Annotated in this window: 24 protein-coding genes; 2 read left to right on the forward strand and 22 right to left on the reverse strand. The window is 42.7% G+C overall.

What is annotated here, in order from left to right:
- Window positions 1–204 precede the first annotated feature (204 nt).
- Entirely contained in the window at window positions 205–1,290 is a 1,086-nt protein-coding gene (locus H9626_RS02610; RefSeq protein ID WP_191709481.1) for a phosphotransferase enzyme family protein, read from the reverse strand.
- A gap of 132 nt (window positions 1,291–1,422) precedes the next feature.
- Here H9626_RS02610 and H9626_RS02615 point away from each other — a divergent pair, with 132 nt between their 5' ends.
- Window positions 1,423–2,028, forward strand: a complete 606-nt coding sequence (locus H9626_RS02615; protein WP_225230860.1) for a tetratricopeptide repeat protein — start codon at window positions 1,423–1,425, stop codon at window positions 2,026–2,028.
- 231 nt (window positions 2,029–2,259) lie between these two features.
- On the forward strand, window positions 2,260–3,807 hold the full coding sequence (locus H9626_RS02620; RefSeq protein ID WP_191709482.1) for a peptide MFS transporter: 1,548 nt from the start codon (window positions 2,260–2,262) through the stop codon (window positions 3,805–3,807).
- A gap of 96 nt (window positions 3,808–3,903) precedes the next feature.
- On the opposite strand, the gene H9626_RS02625 is transcribed toward H9626_RS02620, so the two are convergent.
- The 21 genes from H9626_RS02625 to map form a co-directional block, all read right to left on the reverse strand.
- Complete coding sequence (locus H9626_RS02625) at window positions 3,904–5,031, reverse strand: universal stress protein (protein ID WP_191709483.1); 1,128 nt, start codon at window positions 5,029–5,031, stop codon at window positions 3,904–3,906.
- 74 nt (window positions 5,032–5,105) lie between these two features.
- On the reverse strand, window positions 5,106–5,363 hold the full coding sequence (locus H9626_RS02630; RefSeq protein WP_191709484.1) for a DNA-binding protein: 258 nt from the start codon (window positions 5,361–5,363) through the stop codon (window positions 5,106–5,108).
- Between the two features lie 407 nt (window positions 5,364–5,770).
- Complete coding sequence (locus tag H9626_RS02635; protein ID WP_191709853.1) at window positions 5,771–6,487, reverse strand: phosphatase PAP2 family protein; 717 nt, start codon at window positions 6,485–6,487, stop codon at window positions 5,771–5,773.
- Between the two features lie 14 nt (window positions 6,488–6,501).
- Window positions 6,502–7,254: a tetratricopeptide repeat protein gene (locus H9626_RS02640; protein ID WP_191709485.1), complete on the reverse strand. Its 753-nt coding sequence runs from the start codon at window positions 7,252–7,254 to the stop codon at window positions 6,502–6,504.
- 15 nt (window positions 7,255–7,269) lie between these two features.
- Window positions 7,270–9,099, reverse strand: a complete 1,830-nt coding sequence (locus tag H9626_RS02645; RefSeq protein WP_191709486.1) for a BatD family protein — start codon at window positions 9,097–9,099, stop codon at window positions 7,270–7,272.
- 38 nt (window positions 9,100–9,137) lie between these two features.
- Complete coding sequence (locus H9626_RS02650) at window positions 9,138–9,833, reverse strand: tetratricopeptide repeat protein (protein ID WP_191709487.1); 696 nt, start codon at window positions 9,831–9,833, stop codon at window positions 9,138–9,140.
- A gap of 4 nt (window positions 9,834–9,837) precedes the next feature.
- The gene (locus H9626_RS02655; RefSeq protein ID WP_191709488.1) at window positions 9,838–10,863 is read right to left on the reverse strand and encodes a vWA domain-containing protein; all 1,026 of its coding nucleotides are present in this window, start codon (window positions 10,861–10,863) and stop codon (window positions 9,838–9,840) included.
- A 12-nt stretch (window positions 10,864–10,875) separates the two neighbouring features.
- A complete protein-coding gene (locus H9626_RS02660; RefSeq protein ID WP_191709489.1) occupies window positions 10,876–11,874 on the reverse strand; it encodes a vWA domain-containing protein in 999 nt (332 codons plus the stop codon).
- Window positions 11,875–11,889: 15 nt separating this feature from the next.
- Window positions 11,890–12,990 (reverse strand): hypothetical protein, encoded by a 1,101-nt coding sequence (locus H9626_RS02665; protein WP_410554334.1) that lies wholly within the window; start codon window positions 12,988–12,990, stop codon window positions 11,890–11,892.
- Window positions 12,991–12,998: 8 nt separating this feature from the next.
- Window positions 12,999–13,868: a DUF58 domain-containing protein gene (locus H9626_RS02670; RefSeq protein WP_191709490.1), complete on the reverse strand. Its 870-nt coding sequence runs from the start codon at window positions 13,866–13,868 to the stop codon at window positions 12,999–13,001.
- A gap of 74 nt (window positions 13,869–13,942) precedes the next feature.
- Window positions 13,943–14,938 carry an AAA family ATPase gene (locus tag H9626_RS02675; protein WP_191709491.1) on the reverse strand — a complete coding sequence of 332 codons (996 nt, stop codon included), beginning with the start codon at window positions 14,936–14,938 and terminating at the stop codon, window positions 13,943–13,945.
- Window positions 14,939–15,176: 238 nt separating this feature from the next.
- Window positions 15,177–16,187, reverse strand: coding sequence for an HU family DNA-binding protein (locus tag H9626_RS02680; RefSeq protein ID WP_191709492.1), 1,011 nt, complete (start codon window positions 16,185–16,187; stop codon window positions 15,177–15,179).
- Window positions 16,180–16,470, reverse strand: coding sequence for an HU family DNA-binding protein (locus tag H9626_RS02685; RefSeq protein WP_191709493.1), 291 nt, complete (start codon window positions 16,468–16,470; stop codon window positions 16,180–16,182). Before H9626_RS02685 ends, H9626_RS02680 begins: the two co-directional genes overlap by 8 nt.
- Window positions 16,471–16,484: 14 nt before the next feature.
- Window positions 16,485–17,783 carry a 30S ribosomal protein S12 methylthiotransferase RimO gene (gene rimO / locus H9626_RS02690; RefSeq protein ID WP_191709494.1) on the reverse strand — a complete coding sequence of 433 codons (1,299 nt, stop codon included), beginning with the start codon at window positions 17,781–17,783 and terminating at the stop codon, window positions 16,485–16,487.
- Window positions 17,780–18,745, reverse strand: a complete 966-nt coding sequence (gene ftsY, locus H9626_RS02695) for a signal recognition particle-docking protein FtsY (protein WP_191709495.1) — start codon at window positions 18,743–18,745, stop codon at window positions 17,780–17,782. The genes rimO and ftsY overlap by 4 nt, the downstream gene beginning before the upstream one ends.
- Window positions 18,746–18,868: 123 nt before the next feature.
- Window positions 18,869–19,024 (reverse strand): DUF4295 domain-containing protein, encoded by a 156-nt coding sequence (locus H9626_RS02700; protein WP_191709496.1) that lies wholly within the window; start codon window positions 19,022–19,024, stop codon window positions 18,869–18,871.
- A gap of 9 nt (window positions 19,025–19,033) precedes the next feature.
- On the reverse strand, window positions 19,034–19,222 hold the full coding sequence (gene rpmG / locus H9626_RS02705) for a 50S ribosomal protein L33 (RefSeq protein ID WP_005841291.1): 189 nt from the start codon (window positions 19,220–19,222) through the stop codon (window positions 19,034–19,036).
- A 19-nt stretch (window positions 19,223–19,241) separates the two neighbouring features.
- Window positions 19,242–19,502: a 50S ribosomal protein L28 gene (gene rpmB, locus H9626_RS02710; protein WP_191709497.1), complete on the reverse strand. Its 261-nt coding sequence runs from the start codon at window positions 19,500–19,502 to the stop codon at window positions 19,242–19,244.
- A gap of 103 nt (window positions 19,503–19,605) precedes the next feature.
- On the reverse strand, window positions 19,606–20,106 hold the full coding sequence (locus H9626_RS02715; RefSeq protein ID WP_191709498.1) for a CinA family protein: 501 nt from the start codon (window positions 20,104–20,106) through the stop codon (window positions 19,606–19,608).
- Between the two features lie 20 nt (window positions 20,107–20,126).
- A complete protein-coding gene (gene tsaD / locus H9626_RS02720) occupies window positions 20,127–21,149 on the reverse strand; it encodes a tRNA (adenosine(37)-N6)-threonylcarbamoyltransferase complex transferase subunit TsaD (protein ID WP_191709499.1) in 1,023 nt (340 codons plus the stop codon).
- Window positions 21,150–21,167: 18 nt separating this feature from the next.
- Window positions 21,168–22,022, reverse strand: coding sequence for a type I methionyl aminopeptidase (gene map, locus H9626_RS02725; protein ID WP_191709500.1), 855 nt, complete (start codon window positions 22,020–22,022; stop codon window positions 21,168–21,170).
- Window positions 22,023–22,111 lie beyond the last annotated feature (89 nt).

Here is a 22,111-nt window from a genome sequence, read left to right on the forward strand (position 1 = left end):
TAACAGTTTGTATCAATAAGACAACTACCTGTATGGCGGAGATAATTACCACAATTACAGTTTTTTTTGTACAAAAAAATAGAAGAGCGTTGCTTAGAGCTTCGTTTAAAGCGACAGGCTCTAAAAGAAACAGGGATAACTGCAGCCTAACGCTACAATAATCCCTGTCTCCACAATGCGTTTTCTCTCAAAACGATGTATCAATCAAATCAATCCGGCTATGTATGCTTTCATTGCCGATTCGGATTTCCGAACTTCCTGATATAATTTATACTGAGCCAACGTACGGACATAATTATGCTCTCCATATTGTGTTCGGTAGTATACGTCGCCATTCAGATAATCGGTCAAGAACCTAACCGCTTGCATATAAGGGAAAAGCATCACTGCATACGGTAACATTTCTACTTCGAGCGGAGTAAGAAACGAACCCGCCGAAGCGATGTATCCTTTGGCAAACGATTTAAATATATCAATGTCAAAATGAACCTTGCTTAAATCCGGCTCATCTTCAGGAGCAGTGTTAGCAGCCGAACGCAAGAAATCGCCGAAATCAGAAAAAACAAACGAAGGCATTACGGTGTCCAAGTCGATTACACACAATACCTTGCCGTCGGCATCAAACAGCATGTTGCTTACCTTCGTATCGCAGTGACATACACGTTTCGGAAGTTTACCTTCTCGATAAAGCTGCTCTGCACGACACATCTCATCGGCATCCCGTTCGATATCAGCTATCAAAGAAGCAACTTTCTCTTTCCGCCCCACACTGTCGAGCGAAGCAGCCTCACGCAGTTGGCGGATGCGAAGCTCCATGTTGTGAAAATCGGGAATCGTTTCGCCCAACGGTTCGTCCAAATCTACCAACATCGCCTCAAATTCTCCAAACTTCAGTCCCACCAGATAAGCCATTTCAGGGTTCACCTCTGTCAACGTCCGGGAGTTGCGAATAAACACACATGCCCTCCAATAACGCTCCCCATCAAAATAATAGGTAGTTCCATTATCTGCCGACAAAAAACGGAGCACTTTCCGGTCAATGTCCGGCTCGTTACGTTCTTCCAACTTCCGACGGATATGGCGGGTTACACATTCAATATTGTGTTGCAGAAGAGCTACATCTTTAAACACATAATGATTTATACACTGAAGCACGTAATCATTCTGCTGAGGCGATGCAGTGCAAACAAGATAAGTCTGGTTTATCAAACCGGAAGTCAAAGGCTTGATTTCTGATATTCCGGTTATTTCAGGAAAATGACAAACAATTTCTTTAAGTTGTGAATCCATAGTCTATTCAATTTATGTTCAATAACATACAAAAGTAACAAAGTTTTCATAGTAACGAAACATTTTACCAAAAAATCTTTGCGTGTTTCTGAAAACTTTATAGTTTTGCCGCCGTTAAAAACTAAACGAACCATGAAAACTACCATGAAGACACTGACAAGCCTTTTAATCTGTTGCTTATTTGCAGCCTCATACGTGAATGCACATACGCTGAACCGCCCCGAAAGTACCAACTATATTAATGGGGTTACAGCTCTGAACGAAGGAAATCCCGAAAAGGCATACGAACTTTTAAACGCAGAAATCAACGAACATCCGCAAAACGGATATGCCCATTGTTATATGGCTCTTATCTGTAATTATTATGGCGATATGAAAATGGCGCTGGACGCTGTAAACAATGCGTTGGAGTTACTCCCCCAAGACGATAACGAGTACCGTTCGTTTGCCTATTATACCCGTGGAACAATGTTGCTCAATTTAAAAGAGTGGGCTTTGGCAGCTACCGACCTGACTGAAGCAATCCGTCTGAATCCGGAAGATACTGAAAACTATAAGGCACGTGCCGAAGCCTATCTGAATAACGGAAACTACGAGGCTTCATTCGAGGACGTTACCACGGCTCTCAAATTAGACAGCAAGGCGGATGTGAACGACTTGGTTCTCCAACTTTTGGCAGCAGCTCCGTCTGCCGAACTTGTCAACCGCATCGCTTCTGCTTACACCCTGATAAAATAAAGTTGCAATTTACGCTTTCTTGTGGTCCGGACAGGCGGCTCACAAGGGTAAAAAACATGCGGAAGCCCTGACTGACGCATATTGATATTTTAGTAAAACATGCGTATATATCAAACAAAATATACGCATGTTTTTTTATTCCTTGTAACATCTCCTTGTTTCTAAAGACTTGATTTATTACTTTTGTACTCCGAACGAGAAAATTACTAACATTTATCAAGACAAAAAAGAATGAATCAAGCAAAAGGACATCCCAAAGGGCTCTATCTGTTATTTGTAACAGAAATGTGGGAACGTTTCAGTTACTACGGTATGCGTGCGCTGTTCATGCTCTACATGGTACAGGCGTTGCTGTTCGACAAAGAAACAGCCTCACAAGTTTACGGAAGTTATACAGGATTAGTGTATCTGACTCCGCTTATCGGTGGTTACATAGCCGACCGATACTGGGGAAACAGGCGTTCTATCGTGGTGGGTGCACTGACGATGGCAATCGGACAGTTTCTACTGTTTCTCAGTGCCTGCTATTTCCATGAGGTATCGCTTGCCAAATGGCTGATGTTCTGCGGATTAGGAATGCTGATATTGGGTAACGGTTTTTTCAAACCGAACATCTCCACGATGGTAGGAAGGCTGTATGCGGCAGACGATACGCGCAAGGATTCTGCTTTTACCATCTTCTATATGGGCGTAAACGTAGGGTCTACCCTTGCTCCGCTTATCTGCGGGCTGGTGGGAAACACCGGACATCCGGAAGATTTTAAATGGGGATTTTTGGCAGCATGTATCGGCATGTTGCTGGGTGCGAGTGTTTTTTCAGTGTTTAAAAACAAATATATCTGCGACCCGGACGGAAATCCCGTAGGCGCGGTTCCTACCCAGACGAAACGCGACGCCGATGATACCGCTCCACGTACTGCGACATCGAAACGTACATGCGGTATGGTGATAGGCACTCTCCTGCTGACCCTTTTGTTCTCAATAGATTGGAGCGCAACAAACGGCAATTATTTTCACAATGCCGACTGGATAGGTTCGCTTATCTACGCCACTGCCATAACCGTTCCGCTGCTGATTATCACCGATAAATCGCTGACACGCATTGAGCAGGCACGTATCGGGGTAATCTATATCATCGCCTTTTTCGTCATATTCTTTTGGGCTGCTTACGAGCAGGCTGGCGCATCGCTGACTTTCTTTGCCGATGAGCAGACCGATCGTCATATTGGAGGATGGGAGATGCCGGCAGCTTATTTCCAATCGTTTAATCCGATTATGATTGTTACCCTTGCCCCACTGTTTGCTGCCATCTGGTCGTTTTTAGGAAAGCGCGGAATCGAACCTTCTTCACCGCGCAAACAGGCTATCGGCTTGTTTCTGTTGGCTTTAGGTTACTTGTTCATTGCTTTTGGCGTGAAAGACGTTGAACCGGGCGTAAAAGTAAGCATGGTCTGGCTTACGGGATTGTATCTGATTCACACGATGGGTGAACTCTGCCTCGCTCCCATCGGGCTTTCTTTAGTTTACAAGCTCTCTCCCGTACGGTTTTCTTCGCTGCTGATGGGTGTATGGTATCTCAGCACCTCGGCTGCCAACAAATTTGCCGGGATGCTGAGCGGATACTATCCCGAAAACGGAATCAGTAAAAACTTTTTAGGCTATCAGGTTGAAAATCTTTTCGATTTCTTCATGCTCTTTGTGTTTATGAGCGGCACGGCTGCCGTCATACTTTTTGTATTCTCCGGAAAACTGCAAAAGATGATGAAAGGAACGGAATAACTTTTCTTTCCATTCCCTTTCCCTCCCCAAAAAAACAGCCACAAGTTTACGCAATGACCTGCTTCGGACGTAAACCTGTGGCTGAATGTGTTTTAATTATTTAATAACCAGTATGGGCGTATTAGAATGGAATATCATTCTTCGTGCAATACTCGGATTAAAAAGACGGGCAAATACATTCCGTTTATAATTCGTAATGCAAAGCACGTCTATATTTTCTTCTTTTACATATACATCTAAATTATTCAGCAAATGGTCTTCCGTCACTATATTATAACTGATGTTTAACTGCGGGTATTGTTTCTTGAAATATTCTTTAATACCTGCGAGCTTTATTTCATTCCACGTACGACGCTGCTCGTTTGTATTCAGATGAATAAATGAAATGTCGAACTTATAGTTTTGAAAAGTCGTAATGAGCGAATCAAACGCTATCAGGTCGCGCTGGTCAAAGTTGGTAATAAACCCAACCTTATGTATTTCGTTAAAGTTCTTAGCCTTAACATGTTCCGGAATCGCATAAACAAACGTAGGGCTACGGTCAATAATTTCCGCCGTCACACTACCTATTAAGTCCAGCTCCTTCTCACCCATTCCGCGGGTGCCCATAATGATGATAAGCGGTTCTTCTGTGCGGGCATAATGAAGGATTTCCTCTTCGGGCACTCCCTCACGCAGCAGGCAAGTATACTTCACAGACGGAAGCTCACCGCTATTTATCTTTTCTTTGATATGCTCGACAAGTTTATTCAACTGCTCGTGTATATTATCCAACATGCTTTTAATGCCCATTTCTTTTTCGAAAGGAATGCCATACCCCTCCGTAGCATATTGCAGGCTCGGCATGTATACCGGACTGAAATACACGTGCATCAGAACAACTTCGGCATGAATTTCATTGGCAAAATTGAACCCAAACTCACACGCCTTTAAAGAATACCCTGAAAAATCTATCGGAATTAATATCTTCTTGCTGCGGCGTTCCGCTTTCTGAGGCTCTTCTTTTACCACTTCATCTGCCAGCCAAGCCGAACTTTCAATGATTTTCAAAGCACGCGGCAGGTCGCTTTCTTTAATACGGATTCGTACTCCCGATGAAATAACCGGCTGAATTAAGTTCACATTATGAATATATGCTTCAATACCTTCATTCTCAAGTACGGTTTTAAGAATTTGCGCCTTGGAATAAGTCAAAATAGCTAACGTAACAAGTTTTTCTTCCATAACACAAGTTTTTTAAGGTTGAACATATAAGAAAAAATCCCAGCCATCGGGACACGCTGACTGGGATTGGTATTTTACGCTTTTTGCTGTTCCTTTAAGATAGCGATTGCTTTGTCAAGCACTGTCGTATCGTCTAACATGACTAAACCGCCATCCGGTCCCGGCTCCAAGTGAATACCTACACTTTTACCGTCTTTAAAATTATGTCCGCCAAAGAAGTTCCGCACCGTTTCTACGCTCAGGCTCAGTTCGTCGGCGATACGGTGCATACTTCCGGTGGGCAATGAATCTTTAATTTTACGCAACTCGTTAAAAGTTATTGTTCTGTTCATAGTAGTTCCATATTTAAGAGTTAGACTGATTGTTTTAAAATCTCGATATAAAAATAATGAAAGATTCTGACAAGACAAATAAAATCAATAATATTTTTACAAAAATCGGTTTCCGGGCCTGAATTTCTATCATATAGTTCATAAAAACACGCTCCGGCTTCGTCAGGAGCTTTGAAAAACGCTAACGGTAAAACCGGTCAGTCTTCCGAATAGAAATGGTGAACTCATCCGTTAGAAAAGGACAACGCTAACGGTAGTATTTTTCGGGATATAACGGCGGAGAATTTCTTGCTTTCGCAAGGCAGGAAAGTTAAAGGGATTTATATCCAACAAAAAAGCCGAAGAAACTTTACAGTAAGTTCTTCGACTTTTTTTATAACAAATTCAAACAGGTTCTATAAGTAGCATCAGAAATCGAGCACTTTGGCTTTAATCATTCCCATTACCAGTGCGTAAATATAGGTAAGCAACAAGACAAGATGCAGCAAGTTTACATCTTCGCTACCGTATGTTTTCTTGTCGGTGGCATAAGAGGGTGTCGACATGTAGCGGTTATTGATGAACAGTTTTCTTTGGAGGAAACTATAAAGCCAGTACGTAAGAAGTGAAATACAGCAACCGCATATTGCCCCGCAGAGGATGTCGCCCGGATAATGTACGCCCAAATAGATTCGGGAATACGACGGGATGGCTGCCCATACAAACATCATCCATGTAAAGCCTTTGTTACGGATAAGTAGAGAAACAAACATAGCTACCGCAAACGTATTGGTGGCATGGCCGGAAATGAAGCCGTACAAGCCTCCCCGATACCCGTTGACCGTATGAACCAGATACATTATCTCAGGGTCTTGGGTAGGACGGAAACGGGCGAAAAAAGGCTTGCATATACTGGATGAAAGTTGGTCTGCCAACGTTACGGTCAAAGCGATCATCCCGACAATCAGCAGAGCCTGTGTAGGCTTATTATTCTTGAAAATAACATATAAAAGCATCAATATAGCCGGAATCCAAGTAGCTGTGCTGGTTACCACCCACATCACTCCATCCCAGAACAAGGAGTGACTTCCGTTCAAGGTAAGCAATAGTTCTTTATCAAAATCAATAAGTTGCTGTATGTCAATCATAATGGAACGTATCAAATAACTTCAATAGCTTTCGTCTGCACCCAACCTTTATTACCGTCTTCCAAGCGGATTTCTTTCCACTCTGTCATCGAATTATCTTCGATATATACTTTGGTTCCTTCGTGAAGTACAAACAAATCTGTCCCACTTTCATCGGGCGTGCTTTTTACTGTCACCGTAGGGCTCATTATAATTGCCCCGTTACGGATTACCAGTTCTTCTTTTTGCCGACCGGCAAAGACATTGGCAAATATCGTGACCAGCAACAATACGAAAGCCGAAATAAATCCCACTTTTTTCACCCATATCCGATTGCCGAAAATATAGAAAACCATTCCCACCAAAAGCAGTATGAAAGAAATGATACCAAGTCTGCCCCATCCGCTTTCACTCATCAGGTTGGTGAGCGCGTTTATCCATGTTACAATAAACACTTCACTGGCGGGCGTAATCTGATCGACAGTCTTGCTCCGAGCCATTTCCAAATTAAACCGGGTGTCAGAATCGCCCGGATTCAGCAACAAAGCGCGCTCATAGTTGAGTATGGCTTTTGCCATATTCTTATCTTTAAAATAACTGTTTCCCAAGTTATAATAAATATCTGCCGACTCATCTCCGGCATTTAAGATGGCCTCGTATTTCTCAATAGCTCCTTTAAAGTCATTGTCTTGATAAGCTTTGTCGGCTTCCTCTTTTGCCGAGGCAGCCGATACCAGTTGGACAAGACTTAATAAAAACACGTATACGACAAATAATCTTTTCATCCTTTCCTGTTTTTTTTAGTGTTTAATATTGTTTTCCATCTTACTGATGATTTCAACGGATGCGGAATAAACTTTATCCATTGCTTCGCTTTCATTTCCCGGAGCATAGCGGGCAAATTCACATTCATTCAGTGCAGCAATAAATTCTTTTACCAGCTCTTCGCTCACGCCATATTTTGCAAGCTCAGCTTCAATATTGTCTTTTGAAAGCTGCGAAACCGGAATACTTAACTTATCACTGATATATCCCCACAAAGCCTTCAGCACTTCGTCGTAGAATTCATTTTTCTTGTTTTCAGCCAATAATTTACCAGCCAGCTTCATACGCTTGGTAGCTACCTTGTTTGCTTTCTTGGTCTTCATTTTTGCCACATTTGCATTTTCTTTCGCACGGTTTCTATACAGAATGACAAAAACAACAAACAACAGCAACGGTATGATATACCATAAATAGTATCCCACTGTTCCGAAGAAGAATTTACCTTTCGGATACAATGTCGTGTCGCCAAGCTTAATAAAGCGTATGTCTTTACCAAGCACTTTGACGCTTTCTTTATTGGTAAAGTCGGAAATCACTTGGTCGGCATTTCCCTGTCCTTTTTCCACTTTCAGATTATACGCCTGCGTTTTCAGTGTCTTATAAGAATTACTCTTCAGGTCGAAATAAGTAAACTCAATCGGCGGAATAGTAAAGTTACCGGCATGACGCGGAATGGCCAAATACTCAAAAGTCTTCGTTCCGCTCAATCCATTATTTGTCAGGTCGTAATTATCCGTGACTTTCGGATCGTAAATTTCAAAATCCTGCGGGAATTTCACTTCGGGCGTATTGATTAACTTCATGTTTCCTACTCCGCTCAGCGTCAACTTAATAGTTACAGCGTCATTCGTCTTGACCTCAGTAGCATTAATTGATGAAGAAATTTTAAAATCTCCTACTCCGCCAGAGAAGTTGGCTGGTTTAGCCGGCAGCGGTTCTACGTTGATAGTCAGTTTCGGGGTTACGATTTTCTTTTTTACTTCTACATATCCGCCCCCGTTAAAAAAGGCATCAAACGGATCTTCCGAGAAAGTCTGTTGTGCTATTACGCCATCGAAAGTAATAGAGGGAATCTCCAATTTACCAGTCTGCTGCGGAAACAAGATATACTGGCTCCATACGGTTGTATTATAATTTCTCCCTTTATAATGCTCCAGTTTGAAAGTTTTCTGCTGGGGAAGTTGTACTTCCTGAGTGTGGAATCCTTTCAAATCAGGCATCTTGCCGTACAGTTGACGGAGGTTTACCAGCGTATATACTTTATAAGTCAATAAAATAGCTTCCTGCTCGTGTACAGTTGTTTTACTTGCCGTAGCTGTGATAAACAAATCATCCTTTGTTATTTTACTGCCCGCTTGCTGGCTACGAGAGGAAGAAGCGCCTCCTTGCTTTCCTCCGGCATTACCACCAGTCGATTGATCTGCCGGAAGAACTTTAATCTGTATGGAATTTGAGAAAATCTTTTCTCCTTCAGCCTCTATGCTTGCAGCGGGGATAGTATACGTACCTTCTTTTCCCGCCATCAGAATATACGTAAAGGTAATCGACCGGCTGGACGATACTTTTCCATTAATAATTTGCGTACTGCTTTGCTGCGAGCGACTGGGGCCCATCAAAACATCGAATCCGCTAATAGACGGAGCACGGAAATCCTTTACCTGCTGTGTATTAACTGTAAACTCCAAACGAAACTGGTCACCGCTTACCACCACATCAGGGGCACTGGCAGTAAACGTAACTTTATTTGCAGCCTGCATCTGCCACGCAGTAACCGTTAATAATAGTAAGAAAATAATCTTCCTCATTTATTTCATTTTTTATATTATCTACTCAATAAACAGTATCACCAATCTTTCTCTAACTTACGTCCTTGAACCTGAATTTGTTTTTTCACTTTATCTTGGACATTCTTTTCATCCTGCATCACTGCGTTCAGCAATTGTTCCGCATTTTCTTTCGACATTTGGTTCTGTTGCTGCTGTTGCTGATTCTGTTGCTGTTCTTGTTTATTTTGGTCTTGCTGATCTTTATTTTGCTGTTTATCATCCTGCTTTTGATCTTGCTTCTGCTCTTTATTCTGGTCTTGATTCTGCTGCTGTTGCTGCTGATCTTTCAATTGTTTCTGTGCCAAGGCCAAATTATAGCGAGTTTCATCATCTTTCGGATTGTTGCGCAATGACTCTTTATATGCTTCAATACACTGCGGAAGCTGTTTCGACGATTGCAGGATAACCCCCATGTTATGATATATCCGCGCTAATTTGGATTTATCTTTTTCAATGCGTGAAGCAGCATCAAATTGCTCCATAGCCTCTTTTGCCTTTTCTTGCATGAGCAAAGAATTACCGAGGTTATACATGGCATCCGCCGATTTAGGGTTTAGCTCCAACGCTTTACGATAATCCACTTCTGCCTTGACAAACAAACTGTCTTTATAAAGTTTGTTTCCGCTTCGCAAATAATCCCGCTCTGTTTTCTGTCCGTACGCGAAAACAGAGACAAACATCAACATCAATAATATATATCCCTTGCGTATCATTATCTCAATCTCGTTTAAAGAGTCTCACATTCTTGAAAAGCGGATTTTTACGGTCTAATATCATGATTTCGGCTGCCAGTAAAAGCAACGCCAGCCATGCCAACACCTGAAATTGTTCATCGAATTCGGTAAACACTTGGGTTTCGACATCCGCTTTTGCCAACTTATTAATTTCTGCATTCAATGCCCGTTCGGCACGATTGGTATTGTCTACACGTACATACATTCCGTTTCCGGCCTGTGCGATTTCCTGACACATCTGTTCGTTCAGCCGCGTAACGATAACGTTTCCATCCTTATCCCGCCGGAACTCGTTCTGACCTTCCGTAGGAATGGGAGCTCCATCGGGCGAACCTACTCCAAGTACAAAGACACGCACTCCTTTAGAGGCTGCTTCTTTTGCGGCTTCTACCGCTCCGCCTTCATGATTCTCACCATCGGTTATCAGCACGATAGCTCTACCAACCCCCTCATTCGGAGTAAAGCTCTTCATAGCCAAGTCGATAGCCCCTCTGATATCTGTTCCCTGTGTACTTATCAATGAAGGACTGATAGTTTCTAAAAACATCTTGGCAGATACGTAATCGCTTGTTATCGGCAGCTGAGTAAAGGCCTCTCCAGCAAAAACAATCAGTGCCACTTTATCATTATTAAAAGTCTCAACCAGCCGCGAAATCAGTTTCTTTGATTTATCCAAACGGCTGGGCGTTACATCTTGTGCCAACATCGAATTGGAAATGTCTAACGCCACGACTGTTTCTACGCCCTGACGTTTTACCGTTTCCATCTTCGAACCGAATTGCGGACGGGCTAACATAAAGATAACCATCGTAAGTGCGGCAAACACTAACCAGAATTTTACATCCGGACGATATTTAGAAACATCCGGCATTAATTGTGCCAGCAATTCCGGGTCACCATACCGGCGAATTTTCTTGCGGCGTTTATAATTGGAATACAAATAAAACGCTATCAGAAAAGGCAGTATGATTAGCAAATATAAATAGATAGGTTCTCCGAATCGAAACATAACTTTCTCTTTTTAAGGTATTTTCTTTAATACGGTATTGCGCAAAACTATTTCCAGCAAAATGCAAAGGAAAGCAATCAGTGCATACAATTCATAGGCCTCTTCGCGCTTGCTGAACTCTTTTACATTCAACTTGGTTTTTTCCAACTTGTCTATTTCGCGATATACATCTTTCAACTTCGAGTTACTGGTAGCGCGGAAATAGTTGCCATTCGTGGTTCCGGCAATTTGCGACATGGTTTGTTCATCTATCTCAACAGGCATCTGAACATACTGTACTCCTGCATAAGTTTGCATCGGATAAGGAGCGGTTCCATTCGTTCCTACTCCGATAGTATACACTCGGATACCGAACTGCTTGGCTATTTCGGCAGCAGTAAGCGGAGAAATGTCGCCACGGTTATTCACACCGTCGGTCAAGAGGATAATGACTTTCGATTTTGCTTTGCTATCTTTCAGTCGGCTTACGGCGTTGGCAAGTCCCATCCCCAATGCCGTTCCATCTTCTATCATTCCACGCTGCACCATATCGCAACTTACGCTGCGGAAAAGATTCAGAAGCACACCGTGGTCAACCGTCAGCGGACATTGGGTAAAAGCCTCTCCCGCAAAGATGGTTAAACCGATATTATCGTTCGGACGACCATTGATAAATTCCGATGCCACCTGTTTTGCCGCCTCAATACGATTCGGCTTCAAATCTTCAGCAAGCATACTGGTAGAAACGTCTACCGCCAGCATGATGTCTATTCCTTCTATTTCCGTATTCTGCCAATTATCGGTAGTCTGCGGGCGTGCCAATACCAACACTATCATCACAAAAGTAACAATCCGCAATACAAACGGGGCGTGAAGCAGCCATACCTTCCAGCTTCGAGGCGCATTCATATACATACGCGTCGTAGAAACCTGCATGGTAGGCTCCGTTTTTTTACGCTTCATGATATACCATACTATATATGGGATAAGAAGCAGTAGCAGAAACAGATATTCAATATTTGCAAAAACCATAACTCTATTAATTTATTAAAAGAAGAGCGCTATTATATGGCGGATAGCCACATAAAGTGCTATCACAGCGCCGATACCCGTAACCGCTATGCTGCACAACAACATAATGCGTCCCTGTTTCGAACGCTTTTCCTCCACCTTAATTTCCGTGGGTTCTTTCTTGGCATTCGGGTCTTCTTCTTTTTTGGTTTGATTGATAAAATCAACAGCACTAACCAAATTCATATCATTTTCGTTCATCAAAGGCGCGAACTTGGCAAACTTCACGAGATCGGCAGTTTCGAAAAGCACTTTCAAGTCATTGATAGACTCTTTATCTTTTTCTTCAAGCAACCGTTCGATAATCTCAGAAGAAGTCATTTCCATCGCGTTAAATCCGAAACGTTCCTTTATATATACACGGATTACGTCTGTAAGTTCGGTATAATAAAGTTTCGGTTCTTCACGCTGCCATGCCTTGTTTGCCTTGATTTCTTCTATCTTCTTCATGGCAGCCTGATGAGGAGGCAGCTTGGGTTCGATTTTGATAATCTTAATGATAGGCTTATTGTTCCGGTAACGGATGACAAAAAAGACTGCCACCGCACCCAATATGAGCATCAACAAGAAAGCGTATACCAACGGGGCAATGTCACTCCATGTCAAGGGTACTTCCTGAATACTCTTCGGCCCAAAAAACTGGTCGGGATGAAGTGTATCCACCGGCACAGAATATACCTTTAACGCCAATGCCTGCGACTGATAAGATTCGTTGTCAACCTTAACTTCAAAAGGCGGCAGATAATATAAAGCCGAATCGAAAGAAGTAATGGTATACTCCTGAGATATCAGCCAACGCTTATTCTCGTTAAGTAATTGCGTATCCGGTTTAGCAACATCCAAAACTTCAACTCCCTTCACCAGCGTATCACGCACGGCAGGCAGAATCAGTTTATGATTGGCATCCATACTGACCTCAAGCTTTACCTTTGCCTGCTCGCCGATGAGCAATTGCAAAGAATCGATAGTTGCCTCCACAGTCACCTGTGCGCGGAGCGTGGAAGAAGCCAGAAAAAGCAAAGCCATACAGCCCAACACTTTCAACGCCCTTAACCTATTACATAGGGTATATTTCATCTTTTCTCTTAGTTTCGTTTAGCGAATAAATTCAACAATGCTTTTACATAATCTTGGTCGGTACGCACCGAAACCGAATCGACATTACAATGCGTAAAAGTGTCATTCAGTCTGGCTTGTTGTTTCACCCACCATTCATGATGCGCTTTACGCAGTGCTTTCGATGAGGTATCAATCCACTGTTCATGACCCGTTTCCGCATCACGTACATGCATCAAACCAATATCCGGTAATTCCTCCATTCGGCGATCGTACACCTGAATAGCCACCACATCATGCTTACGGTTTGCCACCGTCAGCGCATTTTTAAAATCGCGTTCATCAATAAAATCGCTTAACATAAACGCCGTACAACGCTTCTTCAACACATTAGTCAGATACTCAATAGCGCATTGCAGATTTGTCCGTTGACTTTGCGGTTGAAAATCCAACAGCTCACGGATAATGTAAAGAATATGTTTACGCCCTTTTTTAGGGGGAATAAACTTTTCTATACGGTCGGAAAAGAAAATAACCCCGATTTTATCGTTATTCTGGATGGCAGAAAAAGCAAGCGTCGCCGCTATTTCAGTCACCATACTTTTCTTCATCTGCTTTACCGTTCCGAAATCCAAACTGTTCGACACATCAACCAGCAACATGACAGTCAGTTCGCGTTCTTCTTCGAATACCTTAACGAATGGTTTGTCAAAGCGAGCCGTTACATTCCAGTCTATATCGCGCACATCATCGCCATACTGATACTCGCGCACCTCCGAAAACGCCATACCCCTGCCCTTGAAAGCAGAATGATACTGCCCCGCAAAAATATTGCTCGAAAGTCCGCGCGTTTTTATTTCAATCTGACGGACGCGCTTTAGTAATTCACTTGTTTCCATTCTTTTAAGATTAATCTTTTAACAACGTATAAGCCCTTTTCGCTATAACAGGCGAGCCGAAACACTCCGGCTCATTAGGGCACTTCTACCTTGTTCAGAATCTTACTTACGATTTCGTCAGACGTTACGTTAGTCGCTTCTGCTTCGTACGTCAATCCGATACGGTGGCGAAGCACATCGTGCGAAACAGCACGGACATCTTCCGGAATCACATAACCACGACGCTTGATAAATGCGTAGCTACGTGCCGCCAAAGCCAAGTTGATAGATGCACGCGGAGAACCGCCAAAGCCTATCAGACCTTTCAAATCTTTCAAATCGTATTTCTCCGGATAGCGGGTTGCAAATACGATATCGGCAATATACTGCTCGATTTTTTCGTCCAAATAAACTTGATGTACCACCTTACGGGCTTCGATAATATCTTCCGCTCTCAGAATCGGACGGATTTCTATCTTCTCGCCTGATATATTCTGACGGATAATCTTTTTCTCTTCTTCCAATTTCGGATAGTCGATAAGCACTTTCAGCATGAAACGGTCGACTTGCGCTTCAGGAAGCGGATAAGTACCTTCTTGTTCTATCGGGTTTTGAGTAGCCATTACCAAGAATGGTTCAGGCAGGCGGAAGGTTTCTTTACTCAAGGTTACCTGACGCTCTTGCATGGCTTCAAGCAAAGCACTCTGCACTTTCGCAGGGGCACGGTTAATTTCATCCGCCAATACAAAATTAGCGAAGATAGGCCCTTTTCGAGTAATAAACTGTTCGTCTTTCTGACTGTATATCATCGTACCGAGAACATCGGCAGGAAGTAAGTCGGGGGTAAACTGTATACGACTGTATTTTGCGTCAATCAAAGAAGCCAGCGTTTTGATTGCCAAAGTCTTTGCCAATCCGGGAACACCTTCCAAGAGGATATGACCGTCGGACAACAGACCGATTAATAATGATTCTATAAGATGTTTCTGACCGACGATAACTTGATCCATACCGGTCATCAGATTTGTAACAAACGCACTCTGACGTTCAATGCGTTCATTTAGCTCACGAATGTCAATAGCTTCAGCCATAATTTTTTTATTATTTAATTTTTCTATTTCAATTAATGGAGCATCCGCATTTTTTATCAGACTCTTTAGCGTAAGAAATCGGACGAATGCAGACATCCCTATTTTATTACTCAAACGATGCGTCAAAAAGTTTTTTAACGCACCCCAAAATTAAAGGATTCGATTAACAGACACAACAAATATTTATTAAAAAATACAGATTGAGGTACAGATTTAAACCTAATTGGGCTAAAGAAATTTAATTTGAGGGTCTTTCCACGCTTTTTGTCCTTTTCGGCACAAGAACGGGAATGCGAATGGTTGTCCCGACAGGGACATTATTAGGATTTTTAATAATTTGTTTATTGTACCTCGCCAAATAAGGCCACAATTTTTTATTGCCGTAAAATTTCAAAGAAATTCTGGCAAGACTTTCTCCCGAACGGAGTGTATAAGTGGTTTTCGTTCCTGTCATGTCATATTCTACCGTGTCGGACAAATTTTCTTTACGGATTGAAATTTCTTCCTTTGCTGTTTTTCCTTTTTCATCCGTTTTTGTAACAGATTTTTTACTTACCGAATCAGTCCGGACGGCAACGGTTACAACCGGAGCAAGCATCACAGAATCGGGCTTATCAGAAGATATTGTCTCTGCCGGTTTTTGATTTTCAAAATAACAATGTAACATTGATTCGGGAATATATCTGCGCCCAGAGCCCAACATCCACGCTACAATTCCGCCAACCAATACACCTAACAGTAAAATAGCAGAAATCATACACCACGGCAAGCGCATAACAATATTTTTTTCCATGCGAGACGGAGCCTCAGACACAGGCTCAGACTGAAGGACGCTATTCGATGCGTTTTCGGCAGATGGAACATCCTGTACCTCAACCGTATTTTCTTCGTTTTCTGAAGACTCCGGCATGTCGCTGAAATGAACATCATCTTTCAGAAGAACAGTTTCGAAATGTGCGAAAGGCTTATTCACAGCATCTCGGACCGATGCTTCGGGAATGAATGAAACTTTTGTATATTCTTTTATCTGTATACGCTCACCCGTATTGACATCCACGCTTTCGCGAGCGTTCACCTCAATCAGTTTAAAAGTACCTAATCCTTTGATTTTTACATATCTGTCTCGAACTAAGGCTTCTTCTATCAGAGTGAAAAAAGCCTTGACAAACGCTTCTGCATCTGCCGGTTCCATTTGATGATGTTCAATCAAAAAATCAATTAAATCCTGTCGGATGGTTTTGTCAGTCATCAGAAGTATTACTCTTTAGCTTTTCTTTTAACGTCAAGTTGGGTTTGAAACAAAGGTTTAACTTGGGCGGAACCAAGAAACGCTGCTTGGTCAACGGATTCACAGAAATACGCTCCATTTTTTTCTTCACTTCAAAGGTGCCGAAATTCTGGATTGTTACGTTCTTCCCTTCTTGCAAGTCTTGTATTATACATGCGATAAGAGAATCTGTCACGGTTGTCGCATCTTTTACCGTATAGCCCAAGCGGCGCGATAGTTCACTGATAAATTCTTTATTATTCATAATCCGTACAAACATTATAATATAGTGGCATACAAATCAAAATCGTCTGCGTCGTTGATTTTTGCTGTATAAAACTCACCTATTTTCAATGCCTGTCCTTCATCCTTCACCAACACTTCGGGATCTACCTCAGGCGAGTCGAATTCGGTTCTGCCCACGTAATACTCTCCCTCCTTGCGGTCGATGATAATTTTAAATGTCTTGCCTATCTTGGCGTGGCTCAGCTCAGCCGAAATCTCTTGCTGGATAGCCATCAGTTCATCCAAGCGCTGCTGTTTCACCTCGTCAGGGATATTATCCTCGTATTTATTTGCCGAGTATGTTCCTTCTTCTTCCGAATAGGCAAAAGCCCCCATGCGGTCGAAACGAACTTTACGGACAAAGTCTTTCAGTTCCTCGAAATCCTGCTCCGTTTCGCCCGGAAATCCCACCATCAGCGTGGTTCTCAGATGAATGCCGGGCACTTCTTTACGGAACTGCTCAATCAGTTCATAAGTCTCGGCTTTGCTGACATGGCGACGCATCCGCTGCAACATGTTATCGCTGATGTGCTGCAAAGCAATATCCATGTATTTACAAACGTTGTCATGTTCGCGCATCACACGGAACAATTCTTTCGGAAAGCGGGCAGGATAAGCATAATGCAAACGAATCCACTCAACGCCCGGTATCTGAGCCATGCGCTCAATCAGTTCAGGGAGCATTTGCTTTTTATACAAATCGACTCCGTAATAAGTCAATTCCTGAGCGATGACCTGAAACTCTTTTACCCCTTCGGATACCAACATACGGACTTCATCTAAAATCTCCTCCATCGGACGAGACACATGCTTGCCGGTAATGATGGGAATAGCGCAATAGGCACACTGGCGGTCGCATCCTTCCGAAATCTTCAAATAAGCATAGTGGGCAGGCGTAGTAAGATGACGCTCGATAGCAAACTCAGAGTGATAGCTTTTCCCCAAATCGGAAAGCAAGTCATTCCAATTAAATTTTCCATAAAACTTATCTACTTGCGGAATCTCTACCTGCAGTTCTTTCAGATAACGTTCAGAAAGACACCCCATCACATAAAGTTTTTTCAGGCGTCCCTCTTCCTTAGCCTGACAAAACTCCAGAATCATGTTAATCGACTCTTCTTTTGCATCCCCGATAAATCCGCACGTATTGATAACGGCTATTTCTCCTTTGGGATTGTCACTGTCATGGGTAACCTTATAGCCGCTCGCCTCCAACTGACGCATCAGTTTCTCCGAGTCTACCAGATTTTTAGAGCACCCTAAGGTTATGATATCTATCGTATTTTTTTTCATTTATTAGCTGTTGTTCCAAACAATGAATCCACAAACTCCCGGCGACGGAAAATTTGCAAATCTTCTATACCTTCACCTAACCCGATATATTTTACCGGGATTTTAAACTGGTCGGAAATTCCGATAACCACTCCTCCCTTAGCTGTTCCGTCTAATTTAGTAATCGCCATCGCATTGACTTCTGTTGCCAAAGTAAATTGCTTAGCCTGTTCAAAGGCGTTCTGACCGGTTGATCCATCAAGCACCAAAAGCACTTCATGAGGAGCGTCGGGAATGACTTTCTGCATTACGTTTTTTATCTTGGTCAGCTCGTTCATCAAACCGATTTTATTATGCAAACGTCCTGCCGTATCAATAATCACCACATCCGCATTATTTGCCACAGCCGAGCTTAATGTATCAAAAGCAACCGAAGCCGGGTCGGCACCCATTTTTTGCTTGACAACCGGGACTCCTACACGCTCGCCCCAAATAACCAGCTGTTCAACTGCAGCTGCACGGAACGTATCGGCAGCTCCCAGATAAACCGATTTTCCTGCTTTTTTAAATTGATAAGCCAATTTACCGATAGTGGTGGTTTTACCTACTCCGTTCACCCCTACTACCATGATAACATAAGGCTTCTTGCCCGACGGAACGCTGAAATCGTCTGCATCTACCGTGTTATTTTCAGTAAGCAGAGTAGCTATTTCTTCACGAAGAATATTATTCAATTCATTCGTATCAACATATTTATCCTTGGCTACACGCGCCTCAATACGTTTGATAATATTCAATGTGGTCTCCACACCCACATCCGAAGTAATCAAAACTTCCTCCAGATTATCCAGCACCTCGTCGTCTACCTTCGATTTCCCGGCAATGGCACGGGCTATTTTACCGAATACGCTCTCTTTGGTTTTAGATAATCCTTTGTCTAAAGTCTCTTTCTTTTCCTTCGAGAAAAAACTAAAAAATCCCATACAATCTGTATTTATTATCTGTTTCAGATACAAAGATATACGAAATATTGAAGACATACAAAAAAAGTTCCTCTCATTCTAAACATGAAAGGAACTTTTTATTGATTTGTTCTCAATGCGTAATTATTTCTTCAGATGTTCCTGTACTTTTTCGTTAGGAATCATTTGTTCATCAAAAATGTAAGCACCGGTTTTCGGAGACTTAACCATTTTGATAACTTTTGTATAAGAACGACCTTCTTTACCTGTTTGAAGGGTTGCGACTGTTTTCTTTGCCATGGTCTGTTATTATTTAATTTCTTTATGAACTGTTACTCTCTTCAAAATAGGATTGTACTTTTTCAATTCCAATCTTTCTGTGGTATTTTTTCTGTTTTTAGTTGTAATGTAACGAGAAGTTCCCGGCATACCACTATCCTTCATTTCAGTGCATTCAAGGATTACCTGTACTCTATTACCCTTAGCTTTCTTCGCCATAGTCTTTCTCTCCTTTTAATTAACCAATAACTTTGATACTTTTCCAATCGCAATAACCTTTTTCAACTGCTTCTGTCAGCGCTGCATCAAGGCCTTTCTTGTTAATAGTACGCAAACCGTTAGCGCTAATCTTCAGACTAATCCAACAGTCTTGCTCTACATAATAAAATTTCTTTGTAAACAAGTTCACATCGAACGTTCTTTTAGTTCTTCTTTTTGAGTGTGAAACATTGTTGCCATTCAAGGCTTTCTTTCCGGTAATTTGACAAATTTTTGACATTTCTATCTAAGTTTTTATAGTTTTATTCATGCTTCTTTCAAACGGAGTGCAAAGTAAGCGATTTTATTTTATATACACAAACTTTTTGCCAACATTTTAGCTTTTACGCCTCATTCTCTTGCTCTTGACACAGTTCTAAGAGTAATTGAAGGGCTTTTTTCGTTGCAGCTTGGATATTTTTCTCACGTCCGTCGTCTTCCGTAAGTTTCGCTGTAATCACTTTCGACTTATTGCCTGCTGCCACCCAGATTGTACCTACGGGCTTGTCGGGAGTACCTCCTGCCGGACCTGCTATACCCGATGTGGCAATGGCATAATCGGTACTCAATGTCTGCATGGCTCCGTAAACCATTTCTGTTACAGTTTCCTCGCTCACAGCGCCATGTGCTTCTAACGTTTCTGTTTTCACATGAAGCAGGTTTTCCTTCACTTCGTTCGCATAAGCGATGATTCCCCCTTTATAAAAGCGGGAACTGCCCGGTATGGCTGTGATAATGGCTGCCACGTTTCCTGCCGTGCAGCTTTCGGCGGTAGCCAGAGTAAAACCTTCTCTCCAGAATATTTCACTAATCTCTTTACTTAATGTTTTGGTTTCTACTGACATAAACTCTTTATTTTAATGTATTACTTTATTGTTACCCGTGAGTATGCGGGCTTATCTATCGAACAAAAATCTTTATCCAAGAACTTATAATAACCGGTAATGGCTATCATGGCGGCATTATCCGTAGTATAACCGAACTTCGGGATATAGATGTTCCAACCATACTTTGCCGCATGTTCGCGGAAGGCATTGCGCAATCCGTTATTCGCCGAAACTCCCCCGGCCACTGCCACTTCGTTGATTCCCGTATCTTTTACCACCTTGCGCAATTTATCCATCAAGATATCCACGATGGTTTTTTCCAGCGAGGCAGCAAGGTCTGTCTTATGATGTTCTATGAAATCAGGGTCTTCTTTCAGCCAGTTGCGTAATGAATACAGGAATGATGTTTTCAAGCCACTGAAACTGTAATCATAACCAGCAATGTGAGGTTTGCTGAATGTAAACGCATTCGGATTACCCTGACGGGCAAGTTTATCGATTATCGGACCTCCCGGATACCCCAGTCCCATCACCTTCGAACATTTGTCGATGGCTTCTCCTGCCGCGTCGTCTATCGTCTGACCCAGCACTTCCATCTCGTTATAAGCATTTACACGGATTATTTGGGAATTTCCGCCCGATACCAGCAGGCAGATAAAAGGATATTGGGGATGAGCCGACTCTACATCGGGTTCTTTTATGAAATGAGCCAATACATGGCCTTGCAAGTGATTTACTTCTACCATCGGGATGCCTAACGAACGCGCCAACCCTTTAGCAAAGGAAACGCCGACCAGCAGAGACCCCATCAGCCCCGGACCTCTGGTAAAAGCTACGGCACTCAGTTCTTCTTTCGTCACCCCGGCACGCTTCAAAGCCTCGTGTACCACAGGCACGATATTCTGCTGGTGGGCACGCGAAGCCAATTCGGGCACCACTCCCCCGTATGCCTCATGAACGGCTTGGCTGGCTATGACGCTCGACAGCAATACGCCGTTTTTAATCACGGCAGCCGAGGTGTCGTCGCACGATGACTCTATGCCTAATATAATCGTATCCATTTTCTTCTATTATATATATTAATGTGTTAATATCTTGAGACCATGCTCCGTCATTACGAAAGTATGCTCCCATTGTGCCGACGGAAGTTCGTCTTCGGTCACTACCGTCCAGCCATCTTCTTCATCAATAAAGACTTCCCAAGTACCCATATTTATCATCGGCTCGATGGTAAACACCATTCCCGGAACCAGCAACATACCGGTACCTTTCTTTCCGAAGTGTTCCACATCCGGTTCTTCGTGAAACTCCACACCTACGCCGTGACCGCACAAATCGCGTACCACCGAAAACCCGTTTTTCTTGGCATGTTTCTCAATGGCATGACCGATGTCGCCCACAAAACCGTAAGGGCGGGCGGCTTCCATCCCGATTTCCAAGCACTCTTTCGCCACACGCACCAGCTTCTCCTTTTCCGGAGTAGTCTTGCCGATAACAAACATGCGAGAAGCGTCGGCATAATAACCGTCCAATATCGTGGTACAGTCTACATTTATTATATCGCCTTCTTCCAAAATCTCCTCCTCGCTCGGTATTCCGTGGCAAACCACTTCGTTAATCGAAGTACAGCAACTCTTGGGGAACCCCTCATAACCTAACGTAGCGGGAATCGCCCCGTGGCTTACCGTATAATCGTAAACCAGCTTGTCGATGTCCGCCGTACTCATTCCGGCATGGATTTCTTTTTCAATCAAATCCAAAACTCCGGTATTGATAATCCCGCTCCGGCGGATGCCTTCTATCTGTTCGGGAGTCTTAATCAATTCGCGTGTAGGAACCAGATGCCCCCTATCCTGATAGAAAAGCACCTTCTTATCTAATTCTGTCAATTCCGCACCTTTTGGAACTTTCCAGTTTTTTTTATTCCTCCTCATGACTTTTGTTCACTAATAAAATCACGCAAAGTTAACAGAAAAAACGGAAAACCTCATACATTTCGACAAAAAACTCGCTCCGTCTTTGC

It is taken from the genome of Phocaeicola faecium, assembly GCF_014837055.1.
Taxonomy (GTDB): domain Bacteria; phylum Bacteroidota; class Bacteroidia; order Bacteroidales; family Bacteroidaceae; genus Phocaeicola; species Phocaeicola gallinarum.